The organism is Salipiger sp. D13, assembly GCF_003703915.1.
GTDB lineage: Bacteria > Pseudomonadota > Alphaproteobacteria > Rhodobacterales > Rhodobacteraceae > Salipiger > Salipiger profundus.
This window is the reverse complement of record NZ_RAPJ01000054.1, coordinates 17,610-34,540: the sequence shown is the minus strand read 5'-3', so window position 1 is coordinate 34,540 and position 16,931 is coordinate 17,610. Positions and strand designations below refer to the sequence as shown.

Here is a 16,931-nt window from a genome sequence, read left to right as displayed (position 1 = left end):
GAATACTCATGCGCCGGCCCATGCGCGGGCTCCGATGAAAAGGTCGCCTCGCCGGCGACCCAGTCGCCGGCAACCAGGTGCTTGCCGTGAGGGGTGAAGTTCGGTGTCGTTCCGTCCATTGGAGGTCTCCTTTGGCGTGACGGGTTCGAAGATGGGCCGGGGGCGCCGCTCAAAGCAGCAGCGACACGATCCCGGGCCAGGCCAGCAGCACCGCGAGCGCGAGAAGCTGAAGGCCGATGAAGGGCAGGAAGCCGCGGAAGATGTCGGTGAGGCTGATCTCGGGCGGCGCCACCGACTTGAGGTAGAAGGCCGCGGGACCGAAGGGCGGCGACAGGAAACTGACCTGCATGTTCATGCAGAACACCACCCCGAACCACACCGCGACATGCGACGGGTCGAGTGCGCCGATGAAGCCCAGCTCCTCGACCGGCAGCGCGCGCACGATCGGCAGGAACACCGGCATCACCAGCAGCACGATCCCGATCCAGTCCATGAAGGCCCCGAGGAACAGGAAGATCACCATCATCACGAGGATCACGGCCATGGTCGGCAGCTCCGCACCGGTGATCGCCCCGGCGATGTAGGTGGGGCCTCCGGCGATGGTGTAGGCCCCGGCGAGCGCGGTCGCGCCTATGGTGACCCACAGGATCGTGCCGGTCGACATCAGCGTCCGCGTGAGGCTGTCCCACACGAGGCTCGGCGTCAGCTCGTGACGCATCGCGGTCAGCACGAGCACCGCCACGGTGCCCATGCCGGCGGCCTCGGTGATTCCGGTGATGCCGCCGTAGATCGAGCCCAGCACGACGCCGATCACGATGAGCGGTGCCACCAGCCCGCGCCCCATCGCCCAGGCGGTCCCGATCCGCGACCGGCCAAGTACCAGCACCACGCCCGCCGCCACGGCCACGAGCAGCGCGACCAGCGGGAACCCGGCGCCACCTTGGGCAAGGCCCACCAGCCCGTTCAGCGCCCAGAGGCCGGCGAAGGCCGCGACCAGAAGCGCCACGAAGATCCCGAAGAGGCCGCGCTTCTCGTTACGCGAGGGCTCGGACGGGTCCGGCTCGGGCAGCGGCGCGAGGCTCGGATCGAGCCGGGTCCGCACGAGGATGTAGCAGATGTAGAACATCGCCAGCATGAACCCCGGCAGGAAGGAGGCGGTGAACAGCGCCTTGATCGAGGTCTCGGTCACGAGCCCGTACATGATGAGTACGATCGACGGCGGGATCATGGTCCCGAGGCTCCCGCTCGCGCAGATCGTGCCGATGGCGAGGTTGCGGTCATAGCCCAGCCGCAGCATCTGCGGCAGCGCGATGAGGCCCAGCAGCACGACCTCGCCGCCGACGATGCCCGACATCGCGGCCATGACCACGGCCATCACCGAGGTCACGACGGCGATGCCGCCGCGGGTGCGGTTCAGCCAGACCTGCAGCGAGTTGTACATCTCGGCGGCGATGCCGGATTTCTCCAGCAGGTTCGCCATGAAGATGAACAACGGCACCGAGATCATCACGTAGTCGGTGAGGATGCCGTAGATGCGTTGCCCGAGGATCGACATCGGCCCCATGCCGAAGTTGCCGAACAGCAGGTCGGGACCGAACTTCATCACCAGCACGGCGGCGGCCAGCACGCCCGAGGCGAAGGCCAGCGGCATGCCGATGACCAGCAGCACGACCATGCCCACGAGCAGGATCAGGGAAAGCGTTCCGATATCCATTTCAGAGCCCCTCCGTCCGCTCACCGGCGGTCTTGAGCGTGCCGGCAAGGTCGTCCTCGGCCCCGGTGGCGCCCCGCACCGGACGGCTCCAGTCGGAAGCAAGGTTCACCACCGCCTGCACGGCGATCAGGATCACCACGAGGATGACCAGCGGCTTCAGCGTCGCCGGGATGGGTGGATCGAAGGCGGTGCCGAAGGTCTCCCAGCGCAGGAACTTGTCGCGGGCCTCGTTGAAGGCGCCCCAGGTCAGGCAGACCGCGAAGGCGACGATCAGCAGGGTGCTGACCGTGTCGAAGATCCGGCGCAGCCAGACCGGCACGGCCTCGTGCACGATGGTGATGGCGATGTGGCTGCGCTGCTGCATCGTGTAGACGCCCGACAGCGCGAAGACGAAGCCCGCCATCCACAGCGACAGCTCGTTCGCCCAGAGCGTCGGGCGCTCGAAGATGTAGCGCAGGACGACCTCGTAGAACATCACCGCCACCGTCAGCGCCACCAGCAGCATGCAGGCCCGCCCGATGAACAGCCCCAGCCGGTCGACGACCGTGCGCGGGGCGACCTCGATCGCGCGGGTGCGCACCGTGGCGATGCCCCCTGCGAGGCAGACCAGCGCCCCCAGCACCGCGAGCCATTCGACCGGCCCGGCGGGCGCCGTCTGGCGCGCCAGCCCTTCGGTCGCGAGCCCGAGGGAAACCAGGAGGTGCGGCATCTGCCATGTCACCCAGGCGGCGCAGGCCACGAAGGCCATCGGCCAGGCGACCTCGGCGACGCCCAGGGCGTGCGTCCGCTTCGGATGTCCGGGATTGGATGTCATTTGAAATTCCTTGGAATGGCCTCCGCCGGTCCGCTCGGCGCGCGGAACGGCAGCGGCACCCGGCGCCGCAGGGGCCCGGGTGCCGGGCGGGTGGCTCCGGGAACGCGCGACGCGCCCCGGGGCCGCCCGGCGGATCAGTTGGACTCGGACGGTTCGATCAGGCCAAGCTCGGTCATGAACGACACGTGGCTGTCGACGATCTTGCGCGCGGCCGGCGACTTCTGCGCCCACTCTTCCCAGGTGTCGCGCGCCGCCTTGCGGAACTCGGACCGGTCGGCCTCGCCCCAGTTGTGCAGCGTCACGCCCTCGGCCTCGAGCTCCTTGGCCGCGGTCTCGTTGGCGACCATCATGGCGAGCGTTGTGCGCATCCCGAGCTTGTGCATCGCCACCGACATGATGCGCTTGTTCTTCTCAGACAGGCCATCCCAGCGGGTCTTGTTGCACGCGAGGTGGTCGGAGGGCATCGAGTGGAAGCCCGGGAAGGTGGCGTAGCCCGCCACGTCGTAGAGGCCGAGCCCGACGTTGTTCGCCAGCCCCGAGGCGTCGGCGCCGTCGATGATGCCGGTTTCCAGCGCGGTGAAGATCTCGTTGAAGTCCATCACCACGGGCGACGCGCCCAGCTTGGCGAAGATCTCGGTCTCCATCCCCGGCGGCGAGCGGAATTTCCAGTCCTTGAGGTCCTCGACACCGGCGAGCGGCGTGGTCGAGCTCATGCTTTCGGGCCCGTAGAGCCACCAGCCGACAAGCTGCATGCCGTACTCGTTGTAGAGCTCGTTCGCGATCTCGAGGCCGCCGCGCTCGTAAAGCCAGGCGTATTGCTGCCACGGGGTCTCGTAGCCGCCCATGATGTCGCCGAGGAACTGGAAGCCCGGGTCCTTGCCGGTCTGGTAGCTCGCCTGCGTCATGTCGCAGTCGATGATGCCGTTGACCGAGGCGTCCCAGCCCTCGACCGATTTCACCACCGAGGACGAGAAGAACATGTCGATGGTCAGGTCGCCGTCGGACATGGTCGCGACGTCCTCGACGAAGGCCTGCGCGTTCCTGCCCGAGATGGTCTCGGGCGCGATGTAGGTCTGGATCCGCAGCGTCTCGGCGCTGGCGGCCGTTCCGGCGAGCAGCGCCAGCGCCGCGATGCCTGTCTTGAGGGTCGTTCTGTTCATCCTGTGTCCTCCTCCGATGATGATGAACGTCAGCCGGAAACCGGCGTGATGAGCGGCGCGCCTTCGAGAAAGGCGCGGATGTTGTCGCGTTGCAGCGCGGCCATGGCGGCGCGGGTCTCGCGGGTGGCCGAGCCGCCGTGCGGGTAGAGCGCCACCGCGTCCGAGGCCACGAGCCGTGCGTCGGGGGCCGGTTCCCCTTCGAAGACGTCGAGCGCCGCCCCTGCGATGCTGCCCTCGTCAAGCGCCGCGATCAGCGCCGTCTCGTCGACGCAGGAGCCGCGCGCCACGTTGACCAGGACGCCGTCGGGCCCGAGTGCCGCGAGCACCTCGGCATCGACGATGTGCCGCGTCTCGTCACCGCCCACCACGGCGACCACGAGGATGTCGACCGCGGCGGCAAGCGCGGCGGGGGTCGCGTGATGGGTCCAGCCCGGGGTGTCCTTGGGGCTGCGCGACCAGTAGTGCACCGGCCCCTTGAAGGCGGCGAAACGGTCGGCGATCTCGCGCCCCACCCGGCCGAGCCCGAGGATGCCCACCGGGCGGCCCGACATCTTCCGCGCCAGCGGCATGGCACCGTCGGCCCAGGCGCCCGAGCGCACGTGCCGGTCGCCCTCGGCGAGCCGGCGGAACTGCGCCAGCGTGAGAGCGACGGCAAGGTCGGCCACGTCGTCGTTGAGCACGTAGGGCGTGTTGGTCACGGCGATGCCACGCGCCCGGGCGGCGTCGACGTCGATGGCGTCGTAGCCCACGCCGAAATTCGCCACGAGCCCCAGCTCGGGCAGCCGGTCCATCTCGGCCGCGCCGAAGGGCGCCCCGCCCTTGTAGGCGACGACCCGGATCCCGGCGCCGTCAGCGACCTCGGACGGATGCGCCAGGCGGCGCGCGCCGAAGGTCTCGGACAGCGCGGCGGCCTCCGTGTCGGTGAACGGCCCGATGGCAAGACAAGGCGTCGTCATGGTGTCGCCCCCTTCCATCAGTGGCTGTCCTTCGCCACGTAAGAGCCGCGACGGCCCTTGAGGAAGTCGAGGTCCGCGCCGGTGTCGGCACCCTCGACATGCGTCTGGTGCAGCCAGAGGTAGCCCGACGCCGCCTGCTCGTGCTTCGCTTCCCAGGCGGTCAGGCGCTCGGCGAGCTCGGCCTCGGAGATGTCGAGATGCAGCCGCCGGTTCGGCACGTCGACCTCGATCATGTCGCCGCTGCGCACCACGGCCAGCGGGCCGCCGGCGGCGGCCTCGGGCGAGGTATGCAGGATCACCGTGCCATAGGCGGTGCCCGACATGCGCGCATCCGAGATGCGGATCATGTCGGTGATGCCCTTGCGCAGGACCTTGGGCGGCAGCCCCATGTTGCCGACCTCGGCCATGCCGGGATAGCCCTTGGGTCCGCAGTTCTTCAGCACCATCACGCAGGTCTCGTCGATGTCGAGATCCTCGTCGGCGATGCGCGCCTTGTAGTCGTCGATGTCCTCGAACACCACGGCGCGCCCCCTGTGCGTGAGCAGCTCCGGCGTTGCCGCCGAGGGTTTCAGAACCGCCCCCTTCGGCGCGAGGTTGCCCTTCAGCACCGCGATGCCGCCCTGCGGGGTCAGCGCCTTCTCGACGGGCAGGATCACGTCCTCGTTGTGGTTCACCACGTCGCGGACCTCGTCACCGATGGCGGTGCCCGAGACGGTGAGCGCCTCGGCGTTGAGCTGCCCGGCATCCAGCAGGCGTTTCAGCACCACCGGAAGACCGCCGGCGTAGTAGAATTCCTCCATCAGGTATTTCCCCGACGGCATCAGGTTGACGATGGTCGCCACGTCGCGGCCGCAGCGGTCCCAGTCGTCAAGCGTCAGGTCCACGCCCACGCGTCCGGCGATGGCCAGCAGGTGCACCACCGCGTTGGTCGAGCCGCCGATGGCCCCGTTGGTGCGGATGGCGTTCTCGAAGGCCTCGCGGGTCAGCACGTCGGAAGGCTTCAGGTCTTCCTTCACCATGTCCACGATGCGCCGGCCCGACTCCATCGCCATCACCCGGCGACGGCTGTCGACCGCGGGGATCGCGGCGTTGCCAGACAGCGCCATGCCCAGCGCCTCGGCCATGCTCGCCATCGTCGAGGCGGTGCCCATGGTATTGCAGGTGCCCGACGAGCGCGACATGCTCTGCTCGGCCTCCATGAACTCTTCCTGAGTCATCTCGCCGGCCTTCACAGCCTCCGAGAATTTCCACAGGTGGGTGCCGGAGCCGACGCGCTCGCCGCGGAAGTAGCCGTTCAGCATCGGGCCGCCGGTGACCACGATCGACGGCATGTCGACCGAGGCCGCGCCCATCAGCAGCGAAGGCGTGGTCTTGTCGCAACCGACCAGCAGCACCGCACCGTCCATCGGCTGGCCGCGCATCGCTTCCTCGACCGCCATCGCGGCGAGGTTGCGGAACATCATCGCCGTCGGGCGAAAGGTGTTTTCCGAGGCCGAGAACACCGGCACCTCGACGGGCAGGCCGCCGGCCTCCCACACCCCCGCCTTCACCTTCTCGGCGAGTTCGCGCAGGTGGCCGTTGCACGGCGTGAGATCCGCCCATGTGTTGAGGATGCCGATCACCGGACGCCCGTCGAAGACGTCATGCGGGTAGCCCTGGTTCTTCATCCAGCCCCGGTGGTAGATCGCGTCCCGGCTGGTGCCGCCATACCATTCCTGGCTGCGCAGCTTGCGGGGCCATTCGGCGGGTTTGAAGTCGCTTGCCTTCATGTCGTCCTCACAGCGGCGCCGTTTCGACCGCCCGCTCGGCGGGCGCGTCCTCGAGCGCAAGCGTGTTGGTCAGGGGCTGGCCGAAATCGGGCGCCGAGATCTCGAAGCGGTCGCCGGGCCGGGTCTCGATTCCCGCCCCGCAGGACAGCGTCGCGGTGCCGAACATGTGCAGATGCAGATCCCCCGGCTGCCGGAAGGCGGCATACTTGAAGTGGTGGTGTTCGAGGTTCGCGATGCTGTGCGACATGTTCTCCTCGCCCGACAGGAAGGGCTGGTCGAAGATCGCCTCGCCGTCGCGGAAGATCCGCGAGCGCCCGCGGATGTCGCGCGGCAGCTCGCCCAGCCGCAGCTCGGGGCCGAAGGCCGCCGGACGCAGCTTCGAATGCGCGAGGAACAGGTAGTTGAGCCGCTCGGTCACATGGTCCGAGAACTCGTTGCAGAGCGAGAACCCCACGCGGAACGGCGTGCCGTCCGGCCCGATCACGTAGTAGCCGGCAATCTCGGGCTCCTCGCCACCGTCGAGCGCGAAGGCGGGCGAGGTCAGCGCCGCGCCGCAGGGCACGGCGTGGCTGCCGGGACCCTTGTAGAACCACTCGGGCTGGGCACCGACGCGGCCGGCGTCCGGTTTGCCGCCCTCGATGCCCAGGCGGAACATCTTCATGCTGTCCGAGACATGCTCGGAGCCGCCGCCGTGCATCGCGTCGCGGGTCGAGGCCGAGCCGAGATGGGTGAGCCCGGTGCCGCAGAGATACATGTGCGCCGGATCGGGATGCGCCATCGGCAGTGCAAAGCGTCCCTCGCGGGCAACCTGCTCGAGGTCCACCGCCGCGCCGCGCGGGGCATCGGCCAGAAGGGCCTCGAGGCTGCGGCCCTCCGAGATCGCCTGCATGGCGAGATCGTAGGTCGAGGTGGCACCGGTCAGCTCGTGGGCCGCCTCCCCCTCGCGCAGCACGACGCGGAGCGCGCCGCTGCCGTCGGTGATCTGTGATAGATGCATGTCCCCTCCCGGTCTTCACGTTCGAACCGAGTCCTAGGGCACTGGCGTCATGCAGAACAAATGAGTTATCACGCGACAGCTATACCAGTATTGATATGTCGGGAGGAATGGACATGGCCACGGGGCTTGCCAGCGCACTGATCGGACAGGGATTGCAGATGCGCCACCTGCGGCTCGCGGCCGCGCTGCAGGAAAGCGGCCAGGTCAGCCTCGCGGCGGAACAGATCGGCCTGACCCAACCCGCCGCGAGCCGGATGCTCGGCGAGCTCGAGACCATTCTGGGCGTGCCCTTCTGCACCCGCGGCCCGCGCGGCGTGCTGCTGACCCCTGTGGGCGAAGTCTTCGCCGAGCGCGCCCGCCGCATCCTGATCGAACTCGACACCGCGAACGAGGAACTGGCGCTCGTGGCGCGCGGCGAACAGGGCCGCGTGCGCGTCGGTGCGGTGACCGCGGCCTCGATCTCCATCGTCGCGCCGGTGCTCGAGGAGCTGACCGCCTCGCACCCCGGCATCCGCACCGAGATCAGCGTCGGCACTTCCGAGGCGCTGGCCCAGCAACTGCTCGAGGGCGCCATCGACTTCGCCCTCTGCCGCATCCCCGACCGGATGGAGGCGCGGCTCTTCGAGGCCCGCCAGCTCAAGCACGAGCGGATCTCGATCATCGCCCACAGTGACCATCCGCTCGCCGACCGGGTCGTGCCCGAACGCGATCTCGCCGGCGAGCGCTGGGTGATGCAGCCGCAGGGCACGCCGCTGCGCCGCGCCGTGGACCGTCATTTCATGGGACAGGGGCTCGAGCCGCCGAACGTGGTCACGGCAACGACCTCGCTGCTCATCCACGTGGCCATGGTGACCCGGTCGCGCGCCATCGCCGCGGTCGCATCGGACGTGAAGGACCTTCTGGTCGCGGACCGGCTCGGCCCCCTCGGGATCCGCGAAATCCGCCTCGCCGTGCACCCTCTGGTGCCGCCCTTCTCGCTGCTGCGCCTGCGCGGTCACCAGCTGCTGCCGGTGGCCGAGCTCGCCTACGAACGCATCTACGCGCAGGCCACGGGCGGCTGAGGGCCAGGCGCCACGCAAGCAGGCGCACCACCCCTGCGCCTTCTTCTCTTTCTCAAATACCCTCGGGGGTGAATTGGCGCACCGCGCCAAGAGGGGGCAGAGCCCCCCTCCCCTCCAATGCCGGCCCGACGCAGGAGCCCGGATCGCGGCGCACGAAAAAGGGCGCCCGAACCGGGCGCCCTTTCCCTTTCATCGCGTCAAGGCCACAGGTTCACTCGGCAGCCTTGATCGGCGTGTCGTCGGTCACCGGCAGCGACGGGTCGCCGTGATCGCCGGTTTCCAGCGCGCGGCGCACACCGGCCTCGTAGTCCGGGTGCACCTTCTTCAGGACAGCGAGCCAGCGCTCCTTCACACCGTCGGTGCAGGGTGCCATGCCGCCGGCCATGTTCTTGTGAAGGCGATCGCGCTCCTCGTCCGACATTACCTTCTCGTAGAGGGCTCGCGGCTGAACGTAGTCCACGTCTTCCTCGACCTGCTCGAAGCGCGCGGCCACGGCCTCGGGATCGATGCGCAGCGGCGGCTCGGCGACGGTCTCGTCGGCCACCGGACCGTCGTACTGGTTCGGCTCATAGTAGGCGTCGGGATTGCCGAAGTCGTTGGTGAAGAACCGCATCGGGCCGTCCTTGTGGTAGTGCTTCACCTTCGCATTCTTGGGCTGGTTAGCCGGCAGCATCTCGTAGTGCGTCCCAAGGCGGTAGCGGTGCGCGTCGGCGTAGGCGAAGATCCGTGCCTGCAGCATCTTGTCGGGGCTGAAGCCGATGCCCGGGACGACGTTGTTCACGTTGAAGGCGGCGTTCTCGACGAGTTGGAAGTAGTTCTCGGGGAAGGTGTCCATCACCAGCTCGCCCACCTCGATCAGCGGGTACTCACCATGCGGCCAGATCTTGGTGAGATCGAAGGGGTTGAAGTCGGTCTCCAGCGCCTGCTCCTCGGTCATCACCTGGATATACATGGTCCACTTGGGGTATTTCCCCTCCTCGATCATGTTCCACAGCGCTTCCTGGTAACTCTCGCGGGTCTGGCCGATGATCTCGGCCGCCTTCGCGTCGGACAGCCAGTCGTGGCCCTGATGGGTCTTGAAGTGGAACTTCACCCAGTGCCGCTCGCCATCCTTGTTCCACATCGAGAAGGTGTGCGACCCGTAGCCGTTCATGTGCGCCGGCGTCTCGGGGATGCCCCGGTCCGACATCAGGATGGTCACCTGGTGGACCGACTCCGGCTGACCGGCCCAGAAGTCGAACATCGCCTCGGGCGAGCGCATGTTGGTTTTCGGCTGGCGCTTCTGCGTATGGATGAAGTCCGGGAACTTGTAGGCATCACGGACGAAGAAGATGGGCGTGTTGTTGCCCACCATGTCCCAGTTGCCGTCCTCGGTGTAGAACTTCAGCGCGAAGCCGCGGACATCACGCTCGGCATCGGCCGCACCGCGTTCACCGGCGACCGTCGACCAGCGCGACAGCACTTCGGTGGTCTTGCCGATCTCCGAGAACATGCTGGCGCAGGTATAGCGGCTGATGTCCTTGGTTACCTTGAAGTGGCCCTGAAGACCCCATCCCTTGGCGTGTACGGTGCGCTCGGGGATTCGCTCGCGGTTCTGGTGCGCCAGCTTTTCGAGCAGCTGATGGTCCTGCATGAGCACCGGGCCGCGACGGCCCGCGGTCTGCGCGGTGTTGTTCGTCGGGTAAGGCGCCCCGGAGGTCGATGTGAGGGTTGGCTTGTCGGACATGGCGTATGATTTCCTCTCTGCCGACACGGGGCCGGCCTCGGTCAACTCGGAGAGACCGGGCGCATCCCCGGCTTCTCACGACGAACGAGCGGTCGCCCGCATTGTTCCGACGCCGTCTCGAAGACGTGATTTGGCCTCCGGTCAGCGGCGTGTTCTCAGGGCCGCAGATCGGCTGTTTTCCGCGTGCGCCTTGAGACAGATCAAAGTCGCATTGAGAAGACATCTTCACGATCTATCATCGAAGTATCCCGTTGCATGTGCGGGTCATCACATGCACCTCCCTGTTGGACTTGGCCGGGCCTCGTGCCCGGCCTTTTTTCTTCCGCAGGCGGGGCTTGCTGTCCGATGACCGCGACCCCGTCGCGTCCCTAAAGAAGCGGGCCCCATCATCCTCGGACAGGGCCCGCCGGTTCGCAGAGGGGTCCGTGAGTGGGGCCTGCTGCGCCTGCCCCAGACTTGACCAGAGAAGTCCTAACGAAACTCTAACGACCGGCCGCGTCACGCACGCTTCGGTTTGTCGTCGCCACCGTCACCATGCTATGAGGCCGCGATGTGCACAGATTTCCCAGATCAGCTTGCCGCGGACGTGCCGCGCAAGCTTGAACACCCGTTTGAAAACGTGCCGGTCCTCGACTGGTGGAAGTACGACTACGACCATGTCTACGTCGTGCTCAACCCGTTCTTCCGGGTGCCCGGCTACACGCCGCAGACCGCCGCCTTCGGCCCGATGCGCGTGACCGGCGATGCCGCGGACGTGCTCGAGCTCGTGAACGAGGGCGTGGTAGAACGCGAGAACGAGGCACCGGAGAACTTCCCCGATATCATCAAGCAGACCGGGACAGCCGTCCGCTGGTCAGAGGTGGCGCAGGCGGTGGGCGCGGTGGATTTCGACCGCTTCGCCCGCATCGTCTGGCTCCAGACCATCGCGGGACAGGCCGGCGAGGACAACGCGCTGATGTCCGAGCAGCTGCAGGAGTTCTGCGATCAGACCGGGCTCTACATGCCCGAGGAAGACCTGCTGCCGGCCGTGCTCGAAACGACGGTCGGACGCTACCTCGAAGCGCTCGGCGTAGACGAGGTGACCCTCTGGAACGAGTGGCGCGAAATCTCCCGTGACTGCCCAGTGAGCGCTTTCGAGCCCGACAATCCCGCGACCGGCCTGCCGGGCGACAAGCTCACGGCGGTCTCGACCGATGGCCTTCTGCTCAGCTGGGGTTACGACGACGTGGCGGGCCTTCTGGCGCTTACCGACGAGATGCGCCACCGGGTCGACCCGGCGCAGTTCTTCGAAGGGTTCTGGGCCAGCGCCGAGACGACCTCGCTCGTCTTCGCCCCCGAAGGCGCACCGCCGCCCTCCCGCCGGAACTGAAAACGCCCCGGCGCAAGGGCCGGGGCGTTTCCTGCAGTTCACGAAAGAGCCGGACCTCAGTCCGCGGCTTCTTCCTTCTTCTCCTTGGCGAGCTCTTCGCCGGTCTCCTGGTCGACCATCTTCATCGCCAGGCGCACCTTGCCGCGGTCGTCGAAGCCGAGCAGCTTCACGTAGACTTCCTGGCCTTCCTTCAGAACGTCCGAGGGATGGTTCAGGCGGCGGTTCTCGATCTGGCTGACGTGCACGAGGCCGTCACGCTTGCCGAAGAAGTTCACGAAGGCGCCGAAGTCGACGATCTTCACGACCTTGCCCTTGTAGACCTTGCCCTCTTCCGGCTCCGCCACGATCGAGTGGATCATGTCGTAGGCCTTCTGGATGGCTTCGCCGTTCGGCGAGGCGATCTTGATGAGGCCCTCATCGTTGATGTCGACCTTGGCGCCCGACACTTCGACGATCTCGCGGATGACCTTGCCGCCCGAACCGATCACTTCGCGGATCTTGTCGGTGGGGATCTGCATCATCTCGATGCGCGGCGCGTGGACGGAGAAATCGCTGGCCTCGGTCAGCGCCTTGGACATCTCGCCCAGGATGTGCATCCGGCCTTCCTTGGCCTGTGCCAGAGCCTGCTTCATGATCTCGGGGGTGATGCCCGCGACCTTGATGTCCATCTGCAGCGAGGTGATGCCGTTCTCGGTGCCCGCGACCTTGAAGTCCATGTCGCCGAGGTGATCCTCGTCGCCGAGGATGTCGGTCAGAACCGCCCAGTCACCGTCGTCTTCCAGCACGAGACCCATCGCGACGCCGGCCACCGGAGCCTTGAGCGGCACGCCGGCATCCATCATCGACAGCGAGCCGCCGCAGACGGAGGCCATCGAGGACGAGCCGTTCGACTCGGTGATCTCGGAGACGACGCGGATCGTGTAGGGGAAGTCGGTCGGCGCCGGCAGCACCGCCTGCAGCGCGCGCCATGCGAGCTTGCCGTGGCCGATCTCGCGGCGACCCGGGGAGCCCACGCGGCCCACTTCACCGACCGAATACGGCGGGAAGTTGTAGTGCAGCAGGAAGTTCGAGCGGAAGTTGCCGTGCAGCGCGTCGATGATCTGCTCGTCGTCACCGGTGCCCAGCGTGGTCACGACCATCGCCTGCGTCTCGCCGCGGGTAAACAGCGACGAGCCGTGCGTGCGCGGCAGGACCGAGGTCTCGGAGACGATCGGGCGCACTTCGTCGAGCGCGCGGCCGTCGATGCGGCGCTTGTTCTTCACGACGTCGGCGCGAAGGACGGTCGACTCGAGCTTCTTCATCGCCGAGCCAAGGTTCGGATCCTCGAGCTGCTCTTCGCTGAGCTGGCCCTTGATCTCTTCCTTGGCGGCAGCGACGGCTGCCTGCCGTTCCTGCTTGTCGGTGATCGCGTAGGCGGCCTTCATCTTGTCCTCGCCCAGGCTCTTCACCGTGGCGAACAGCTCGGAGTAGTCCGGCGGGGTGAAGTCGAAGGGCTCCTTGGCGGACTCCTCGGCCAGACCGATGATGAGGTCGATGACCGGCTGGATCTGCTCGTGCGCGAAGGTCACGGCGCCCAGCATCTCTTCCTCGGACAGCTCGTAGGCTTCCGATTCCACCATCATCACGGCGTCCTTGGTGCCGGCGACGACGAGGTCGAGACGCTGCTCGGGGTTGTTGCGCAGCCCCTGCATGTCGTCGACGGTCGGGTTCAGCACGTAATCGCCATCCTCGTAGCCGACGCGGGCACCGGCGATCGGGCCCATGAACGGCACGCCCGAGATCGTCAGCGCGGCCGACGCGGCGATCATCGCGACGATGTCGGGGTCGTTGACGAGGTCGTGGCTGAGCACGGTGCACATGACGAGCACTTCATGCTTGAAGCCCGGAACGAACAGCGGGCGGATCGGACGGTCGATCAGGCGGGCGGTCAGCGTTTCCTTTTCGGTCGGCCGCGCCTCGCGCTTGAAGAAGCCGCCGGGCACCTTGCCCGCGGCATAGTATTTTTCCTGGTAGTGGACGGTCAGCGGAAAGAAATCCTGACCCGGCTTCGGCTCCTTGGCGAAGGTCACGTTGGCCATGACGCTCGTCTCGCCCAGCGTGGCGATGACCGTGCCGTCGGCCTGACGGGCGACCTTGCCCGTTTCCAGAGTGAGGGTTTCTTCCCCCCACTGCATCGATTTCTTGGTAATGTTGAACATTCTCGTATCCCTAAGGGAGCACTCGCGGGCCCTCCCGCGTCTCCCGTTTGCGTGGCGGCCCCATTGCCGCCGCCCCCTTATCCTCTTGCACGCGCCCGGGGGCTGAAGGCGTCACGTCTCAGATGACGCGCCCCATACAGCAAAATGCCTCCCGGCGAAAGAGGGAAGCCATGTTCCCGGCCGGCGCTGCCGCGCCGGAAACCGCGCCCGGATTGCCCTGCAAACCGGCCATGCGACGCCGAACCCTTGCCCTTTGCGCCCGGCCCGTCATCTGGTCCGGTCGAGCCGCAGCAATCTCCGCCCCCCGGGAGCGACCGTTTTCGCATGACCATCTTCCAGATCGCCTCGATCCTGATCGCCCTCGCCGGAGCGTTCGGCGTCATCAACCATTTCCTGTTCCGCCTGCCCTCGTCGATCGGCATCCTCGTGGTCTCGCTCTGCGCGTCCTTCGTGCTGCTCGGGATAGACCGGCTCTTCGGCCTGCAGATCGCCGAGCTCATCCGGGCGCAGGTGCTCGAGATCCACTTCTCAGATACGCTGATGGAGGGCGTTCTGGGCCTGCTGCTGTTCGCCGGCGCGCTGCACGTCAAGGTCTCGGATCTCAGGTCTGTCTGGGTGCCGGTGCTGCTGATGGCGACGCTCGGCGTGGCGCTGTCGACCGTCATCGTGGGCGTGGGCTTCTCGTGGCTCACCGGCGCGCCGCTGGCGGTGGCCTTGGTCTTCGGCGCGCTCATCTCGCCCACCGACCCGGTGGCCGTGCTGGGGGTGCTTGGCGGCTCGGGGCTCGACAAGACACTCGAGACGCAGATCGCGGGCGAGAGCCTGTTCAACGACGGCGTCGGCTACGTGGTCTACCTGATCCTCGTGGGGCTGGCCTTTCCCGGCGCCTCCGACGGCGCCCACGAGAGCGGCCTGGCCGAGGCGCTGCGGCTCTTCGTGCAGGAGGCGCTCGGCGGCGCGGTGCTGGGTGTCGTGCTGGGCTGGCTGGTGTTCCGGGTGATGCGGCACATCGACGACTACTCGCTCGAGGTGCTGCTGACGCTGGGGCTGGCCTTCGGAGGCTACGAGCTGGCGCTCGCACTGCACGTCTCCGGCCCGATCATGGCGGTCTGTGCCGGCCTGCTCATCGGCGATGTCGGGGCACGCTACGGCATGAGCGAAGAGACCCGGCGCTACGTCGATGCCTTCTGGGTGCTGATCGACGAGATCCTGAATGCGCTGCTGTTCATGATGATCGGCTTCGAGGTCTTCGCGGTGTCGCTCCAGACCGACGTGCTTCTGGCCGGCGCCGCCTCGATCCTGCTGGCGCTCGGCGCACGACTCGCCGCGGTCACTCTGCCGGTGCTGGTGCTGCGCCCGTTCCGGGACCAGGTAAAGGGCGTGATCCCGATCATGACATGGGGCGGACTCAAGGGCGGCATTTCGGTGGCGCTGGCGCTGGCCTTGCCCGACAGCGAGTGGAAACCGCTGATCCTGACGGCGACCTACGTCATCGTGGTCTTCTCGATCATCGTGCAGGGGCTCAGCATCGGCCGGCTGGCCCGCAGCTTCGTGCGCGCCGAGTGACCCCAATCCCGGGAACGCGAAACGCCCGCACGGAGGTGCGGGCGTCCTGACCTTGTGATCATGCGCCGGGCCGTGGGGCCCGGGCTGCGCTCAGCGGCGGATGCCGAGGCGCTTGATGAGGTCGAGGTAACGGCCCTCGTCCTTCTTCTTGAGGAAGTCCAGCAGCTTGCGGCGCTGTGCGACCATCATCAGAAGGCCACGACGCGAGTGGTTGTCCTTCTTGTGGGTCTTGAAGTGCTCGGTCAGGGTCGAGATGCGGCTGGTGAGGATGGCCACCTGGACCTCCGGCGAACCGGTGTCGCCGTCCTTGGTGGCGAATTCCTTCATCAGGCGGGTCTTTTCTTCGGCGGTAATCGACATCGGGGTCTCCTTCATGGTTTGTGTGGATGGCGCAAGCCGGGATGTCGTCCAGCAGGGCCCGTGGAGATACCCGCCTCCTCGTGGAGCGGATGCGCGCGTATAGGGCGATTCCGGTCGTTTGAAAAGCCCCCGGTGCGCGATGGCTCCCGGCAGGGGCAGAGCCGCTGACCGGCCGTCACGAAACGCGGCCTCAGCTTGCCTCGGCCAGGGATGCGCTGCTCTCCGCGATCAGCACGATGCTGTCGAGCGTCGGCGCATCGGCCTCGGGCAGTTCCGCCAGGACCTCGCCATCGAGGAGGATCTCGACCACACCCGGACTGACTGCGCTCGCCCGTATCGAGAGTTCGGGATCGGGTTGGCCGGGGATGTCCTGATAGAGCACCATCAGCTGGTCTTCGGCCGGGTCGAAATCCATGAGCGTCGCGGCCTCGGTCCCGTCGATCCAGTCGCCGAGCAGGAAGAGATCGGCCCCCTCCCCGCCCGTCGCCACGTCGCCGGCGCCGATCTCGAGCGTGTCGGCCCCGTCACCGCCGTTGAGGAAGTCCCGCCCGTCGGTGTCCGCACCGGCGTCGTCGCGCACGAGGCCGGACAAGAGGTCATCGTCCCAGCCGCCGAAGAGCGTGTCTTCGCCCGCGCCGCCGATCAGCGTATCGGCGCCCTCGCGCCCATGCAGCGCATCGTCCCCGTCGCCACCGAGAAGCAGGTCGTTCGAGAGCCCGCCCTGAAGCTCGTCGTCATCCGCGCCGCCGTCGAGCACGCCACCGTCGTCATGCGCGAACAGCAGATCCGCGCCGCCGAGGCCGCTCAGGTGGTCGGTGCCCGCGTCGCCATGCAGGGTATCGTTGCCGTCGCCGCCGAGGATCGTGTCGGCACCGTCCCCGCCGACAAGCTCGTCGTCGTCGCCGAGACCGTCGAGCAGATCGTCGCCGTCGGCTCCACCGATCACGTCGGTGCGATCCGTGCCGGTCAATGTCTCGCCCACCTCGGTGCCGTTCAGGATGACACCCGATCCGCCGCCTGATCCGTCATCCGGGCCGGCCACGCCCCCGTAGACCGATGGTTCGATCAGCCCCTGCGTCTGATCGCCCTCATCGGGGTCGGACTCGGGCTCAGCGTCGTCGCTGTCCTGCGTGCCGATGATCGCCACCGATCCCAGCACCATCATTCCCATCAAGCCGGCAAGCCAGAACATCCGCCATCCTCACGCAAAAGGCGCCGGGCGAATTGTCCGCCAGCCGCCG

The 16,931-nt window shown here is 67.4% G+C and carries 13 protein-coding genes; 3 read left to right on the top strand and 10 right to left on the bottom strand.

Annotation, left to right across the window (positions count from 1 at the left end; genetic code table 11):
- Positions 1-169: 169 nt before the first annotated feature.
- From D6860_RS23625 to araD1, 6 genes are all read right to left on the bottom strand, one after another.
- Complete coding sequence (locus tag D6860_RS23625) at positions 170-1,714, bottom strand: TRAP transporter large permease (RefSeq protein ID WP_076623526.1); 1,545 nt, start codon at positions 1,712-1,714, stop codon at positions 170-172.
- A 1-nt stretch (position 1,715) separates the two neighbouring features.
- Positions 1,716-2,528, bottom strand: coding sequence for a TRAP transporter small permease subunit (locus tag D6860_RS23620; RefSeq protein ID WP_083697801.1), 813 nt, complete (start codon positions 2,526-2,528; stop codon positions 1,716-1,718).
- A gap of 134 nt (positions 2,529-2,662) precedes the next feature.
- Entirely contained in the window at positions 2,663-3,688 is a 1,026-nt protein-coding gene (locus D6860_RS23615; RefSeq protein ID WP_076623525.1) for a TRAP transporter substrate-binding protein, read from the bottom strand.
- Between the two features lie 29 nt (positions 3,689-3,717).
- A complete protein-coding gene (locus D6860_RS23610; RefSeq protein WP_076625355.1) occupies positions 3,718-4,644 on the bottom strand; it encodes a 2-hydroxyacid dehydrogenase in 927 nt (308 codons plus the stop codon).
- A gap of 17 nt (positions 4,645-4,661) precedes the next feature.
- The gene (araD, locus tag D6860_RS23605; protein WP_076623524.1) at positions 4,662-6,413 is read right to left on the bottom strand and encodes an L-arabinonate dehydratase; all 1,752 of its coding nucleotides are present in this window, start codon (positions 6,411-6,413) and stop codon (positions 4,662-4,664) included.
- Between the two features lie 7 nt (positions 6,414-6,420).
- On the bottom strand, positions 6,421-7,410 hold the full coding sequence (gene araD1, locus D6860_RS23600) for an AraD1 family protein (RefSeq protein ID WP_076623523.1): 990 nt from the start codon (positions 7,408-7,410) through the stop codon (positions 6,421-6,423).
- A gap of 113 nt (positions 7,411-7,523) precedes the next feature.
- Between araD1 and D6860_RS23595 the strand changes: the two genes are divergently transcribed.
- Positions 7,524-8,471, top strand: coding sequence for a LysR family transcriptional regulator (locus D6860_RS23595; protein WP_076623522.1), 948 nt, complete (start codon positions 7,524-7,526; stop codon positions 8,469-8,471).
- A gap of 211 nt (positions 8,472-8,682) precedes the next feature.
- Here the strand turns inward: D6860_RS23595 and D6860_RS23590 are convergent, their stop codons facing one another.
- A complete protein-coding gene (locus D6860_RS23590; protein ID WP_076623521.1) occupies positions 8,683-10,197 on the bottom strand; it encodes a catalase in 1,515 nt (504 codons plus the stop codon).
- Between the two features lie 550 nt (positions 10,198-10,747).
- Here D6860_RS23590 and D6860_RS23585 point away from each other — a divergent pair.
- Complete coding sequence (locus D6860_RS23585) at positions 10,748-11,566, top strand: hypothetical protein (RefSeq protein WP_017468090.1); 819 nt, start codon at positions 10,748-10,750, stop codon at positions 11,564-11,566.
- A 56-nt stretch (positions 11,567-11,622) separates the two neighbouring features.
- On the opposite strand, the gene pnp is transcribed toward D6860_RS23585, so the two are convergent.
- Entirely contained in the window at positions 11,623-13,764 is a 2,142-nt protein-coding gene (gene pnp, locus D6860_RS23580) for a polyribonucleotide nucleotidyltransferase (RefSeq protein ID WP_076623520.1), read from the bottom strand.
- Positions 13,765-14,088: 324 nt separating this feature from the next.
- Between pnp and D6860_RS23575 the strand changes: the two genes are divergently transcribed.
- Positions 14,089-15,330 (top strand): cation:proton antiporter, encoded by a 1,242-nt coding sequence (locus tag D6860_RS23575; protein ID WP_076623519.1) that lies wholly within the window; start codon positions 14,089-14,091, stop codon positions 15,328-15,330.
- A 90-nt stretch (positions 15,331-15,420) separates the two neighbouring features.
- Here D6860_RS23575 and rpsO read toward each other — a convergent pair whose 3' ends face one another.
- Positions 15,421-15,690 (bottom strand): 30S ribosomal protein S15, encoded by a 270-nt coding sequence (gene rpsO / locus D6860_RS23570; protein WP_076623518.1) that lies wholly within the window; start codon positions 15,688-15,690, stop codon positions 15,421-15,423.
- 190 nt (positions 15,691-15,880) lie between these two features.
- Entirely contained in the window at positions 15,881-16,882 is a 1,002-nt protein-coding gene (locus D6860_RS23565; protein ID WP_076623517.1) for a calcium-binding protein, read from the bottom strand.
- Positions 16,883-16,931 lie beyond the last annotated feature (49 nt).

Bases quoted from the DNA above. Each gene is read 5' to 3' on its own strand.
- pnp (WP_076623520.1), bottom strand. From the start codon at position 13,764: ATGTTCAACATTACCAAGAAATCGATGCAGTGGGGGGAAGAAACCCTC.
- araD (WP_076623524.1), bottom strand. From the start codon at position 6,413: ATGAAGGCAAGCGACTTCAAACCCGCCGAATGGCCCCGCAAGCTGCGC.
- D6860_RS23565 (WP_076623517.1), bottom strand. From the start codon at position 16,882: ATGTTCTGGCTTGCCGGCTTGATGGGAATGATGGTGCTGGGATCGGTG.
- D6860_RS23595 (WP_076623522.1), top strand. From the start codon at position 7,524: ATGGCCACGGGGCTTGCCAGCGCACTGATCGGACAGGGATTGCAGATG.
- araD1 (WP_076623523.1), bottom strand. From the start codon at position 7,410: ATGCATCTATCACAGATCACCGACGGCAGCGGCGCGCTCCGCGTCGTG.
- D6860_RS23615 (WP_076623525.1), bottom strand. From the start codon at position 3,688: ATGAACAGAACGACCCTCAAGACAGGCATCGCGGCGCTGGCGCTGCTC.
- D6860_RS23620 (WP_083697801.1), bottom strand. From the start codon at position 2,528: ATGACATCCAATCCCGGACATCCGAAGCGGACGCACGCCCTGGGCGTC.
- D6860_RS23610 (WP_076625355.1), bottom strand. From the start codon at position 4,644: ATGACGACGCCTTGTCTTGCCATCGGGCCGTTCACCGACACGGAGGCC.
- D6860_RS23625 (WP_076623526.1), bottom strand. From the start codon at position 1,714: ATGGATATCGGAACGCTTTCCCTGATCCTGCTCGTGGGCATGGTCGTG.
- D6860_RS23590 (WP_076623521.1), bottom strand. From the start codon at position 10,197: ATGTCCGACAAGCCAACCCTCACATCGACCTCCGGGGCGCCTTACCCG.
- rpsO (WP_076623518.1), bottom strand. From the start codon at position 15,690: ATGTCGATTACCGCCGAAGAAAAGACCCGCCTGATGAAGGAATTCGCC.
- D6860_RS23575 (WP_076623519.1), top strand. From the start codon at position 14,089: ATGACCATCTTCCAGATCGCCTCGATCCTGATCGCCCTCGCCGGAGCG.
- D6860_RS23585 (WP_017468090.1), top strand. From the start codon at position 10,748: ATGTGCACAGATTTCCCAGATCAGCTTGCCGCGGACGTGCCGCGCAAG.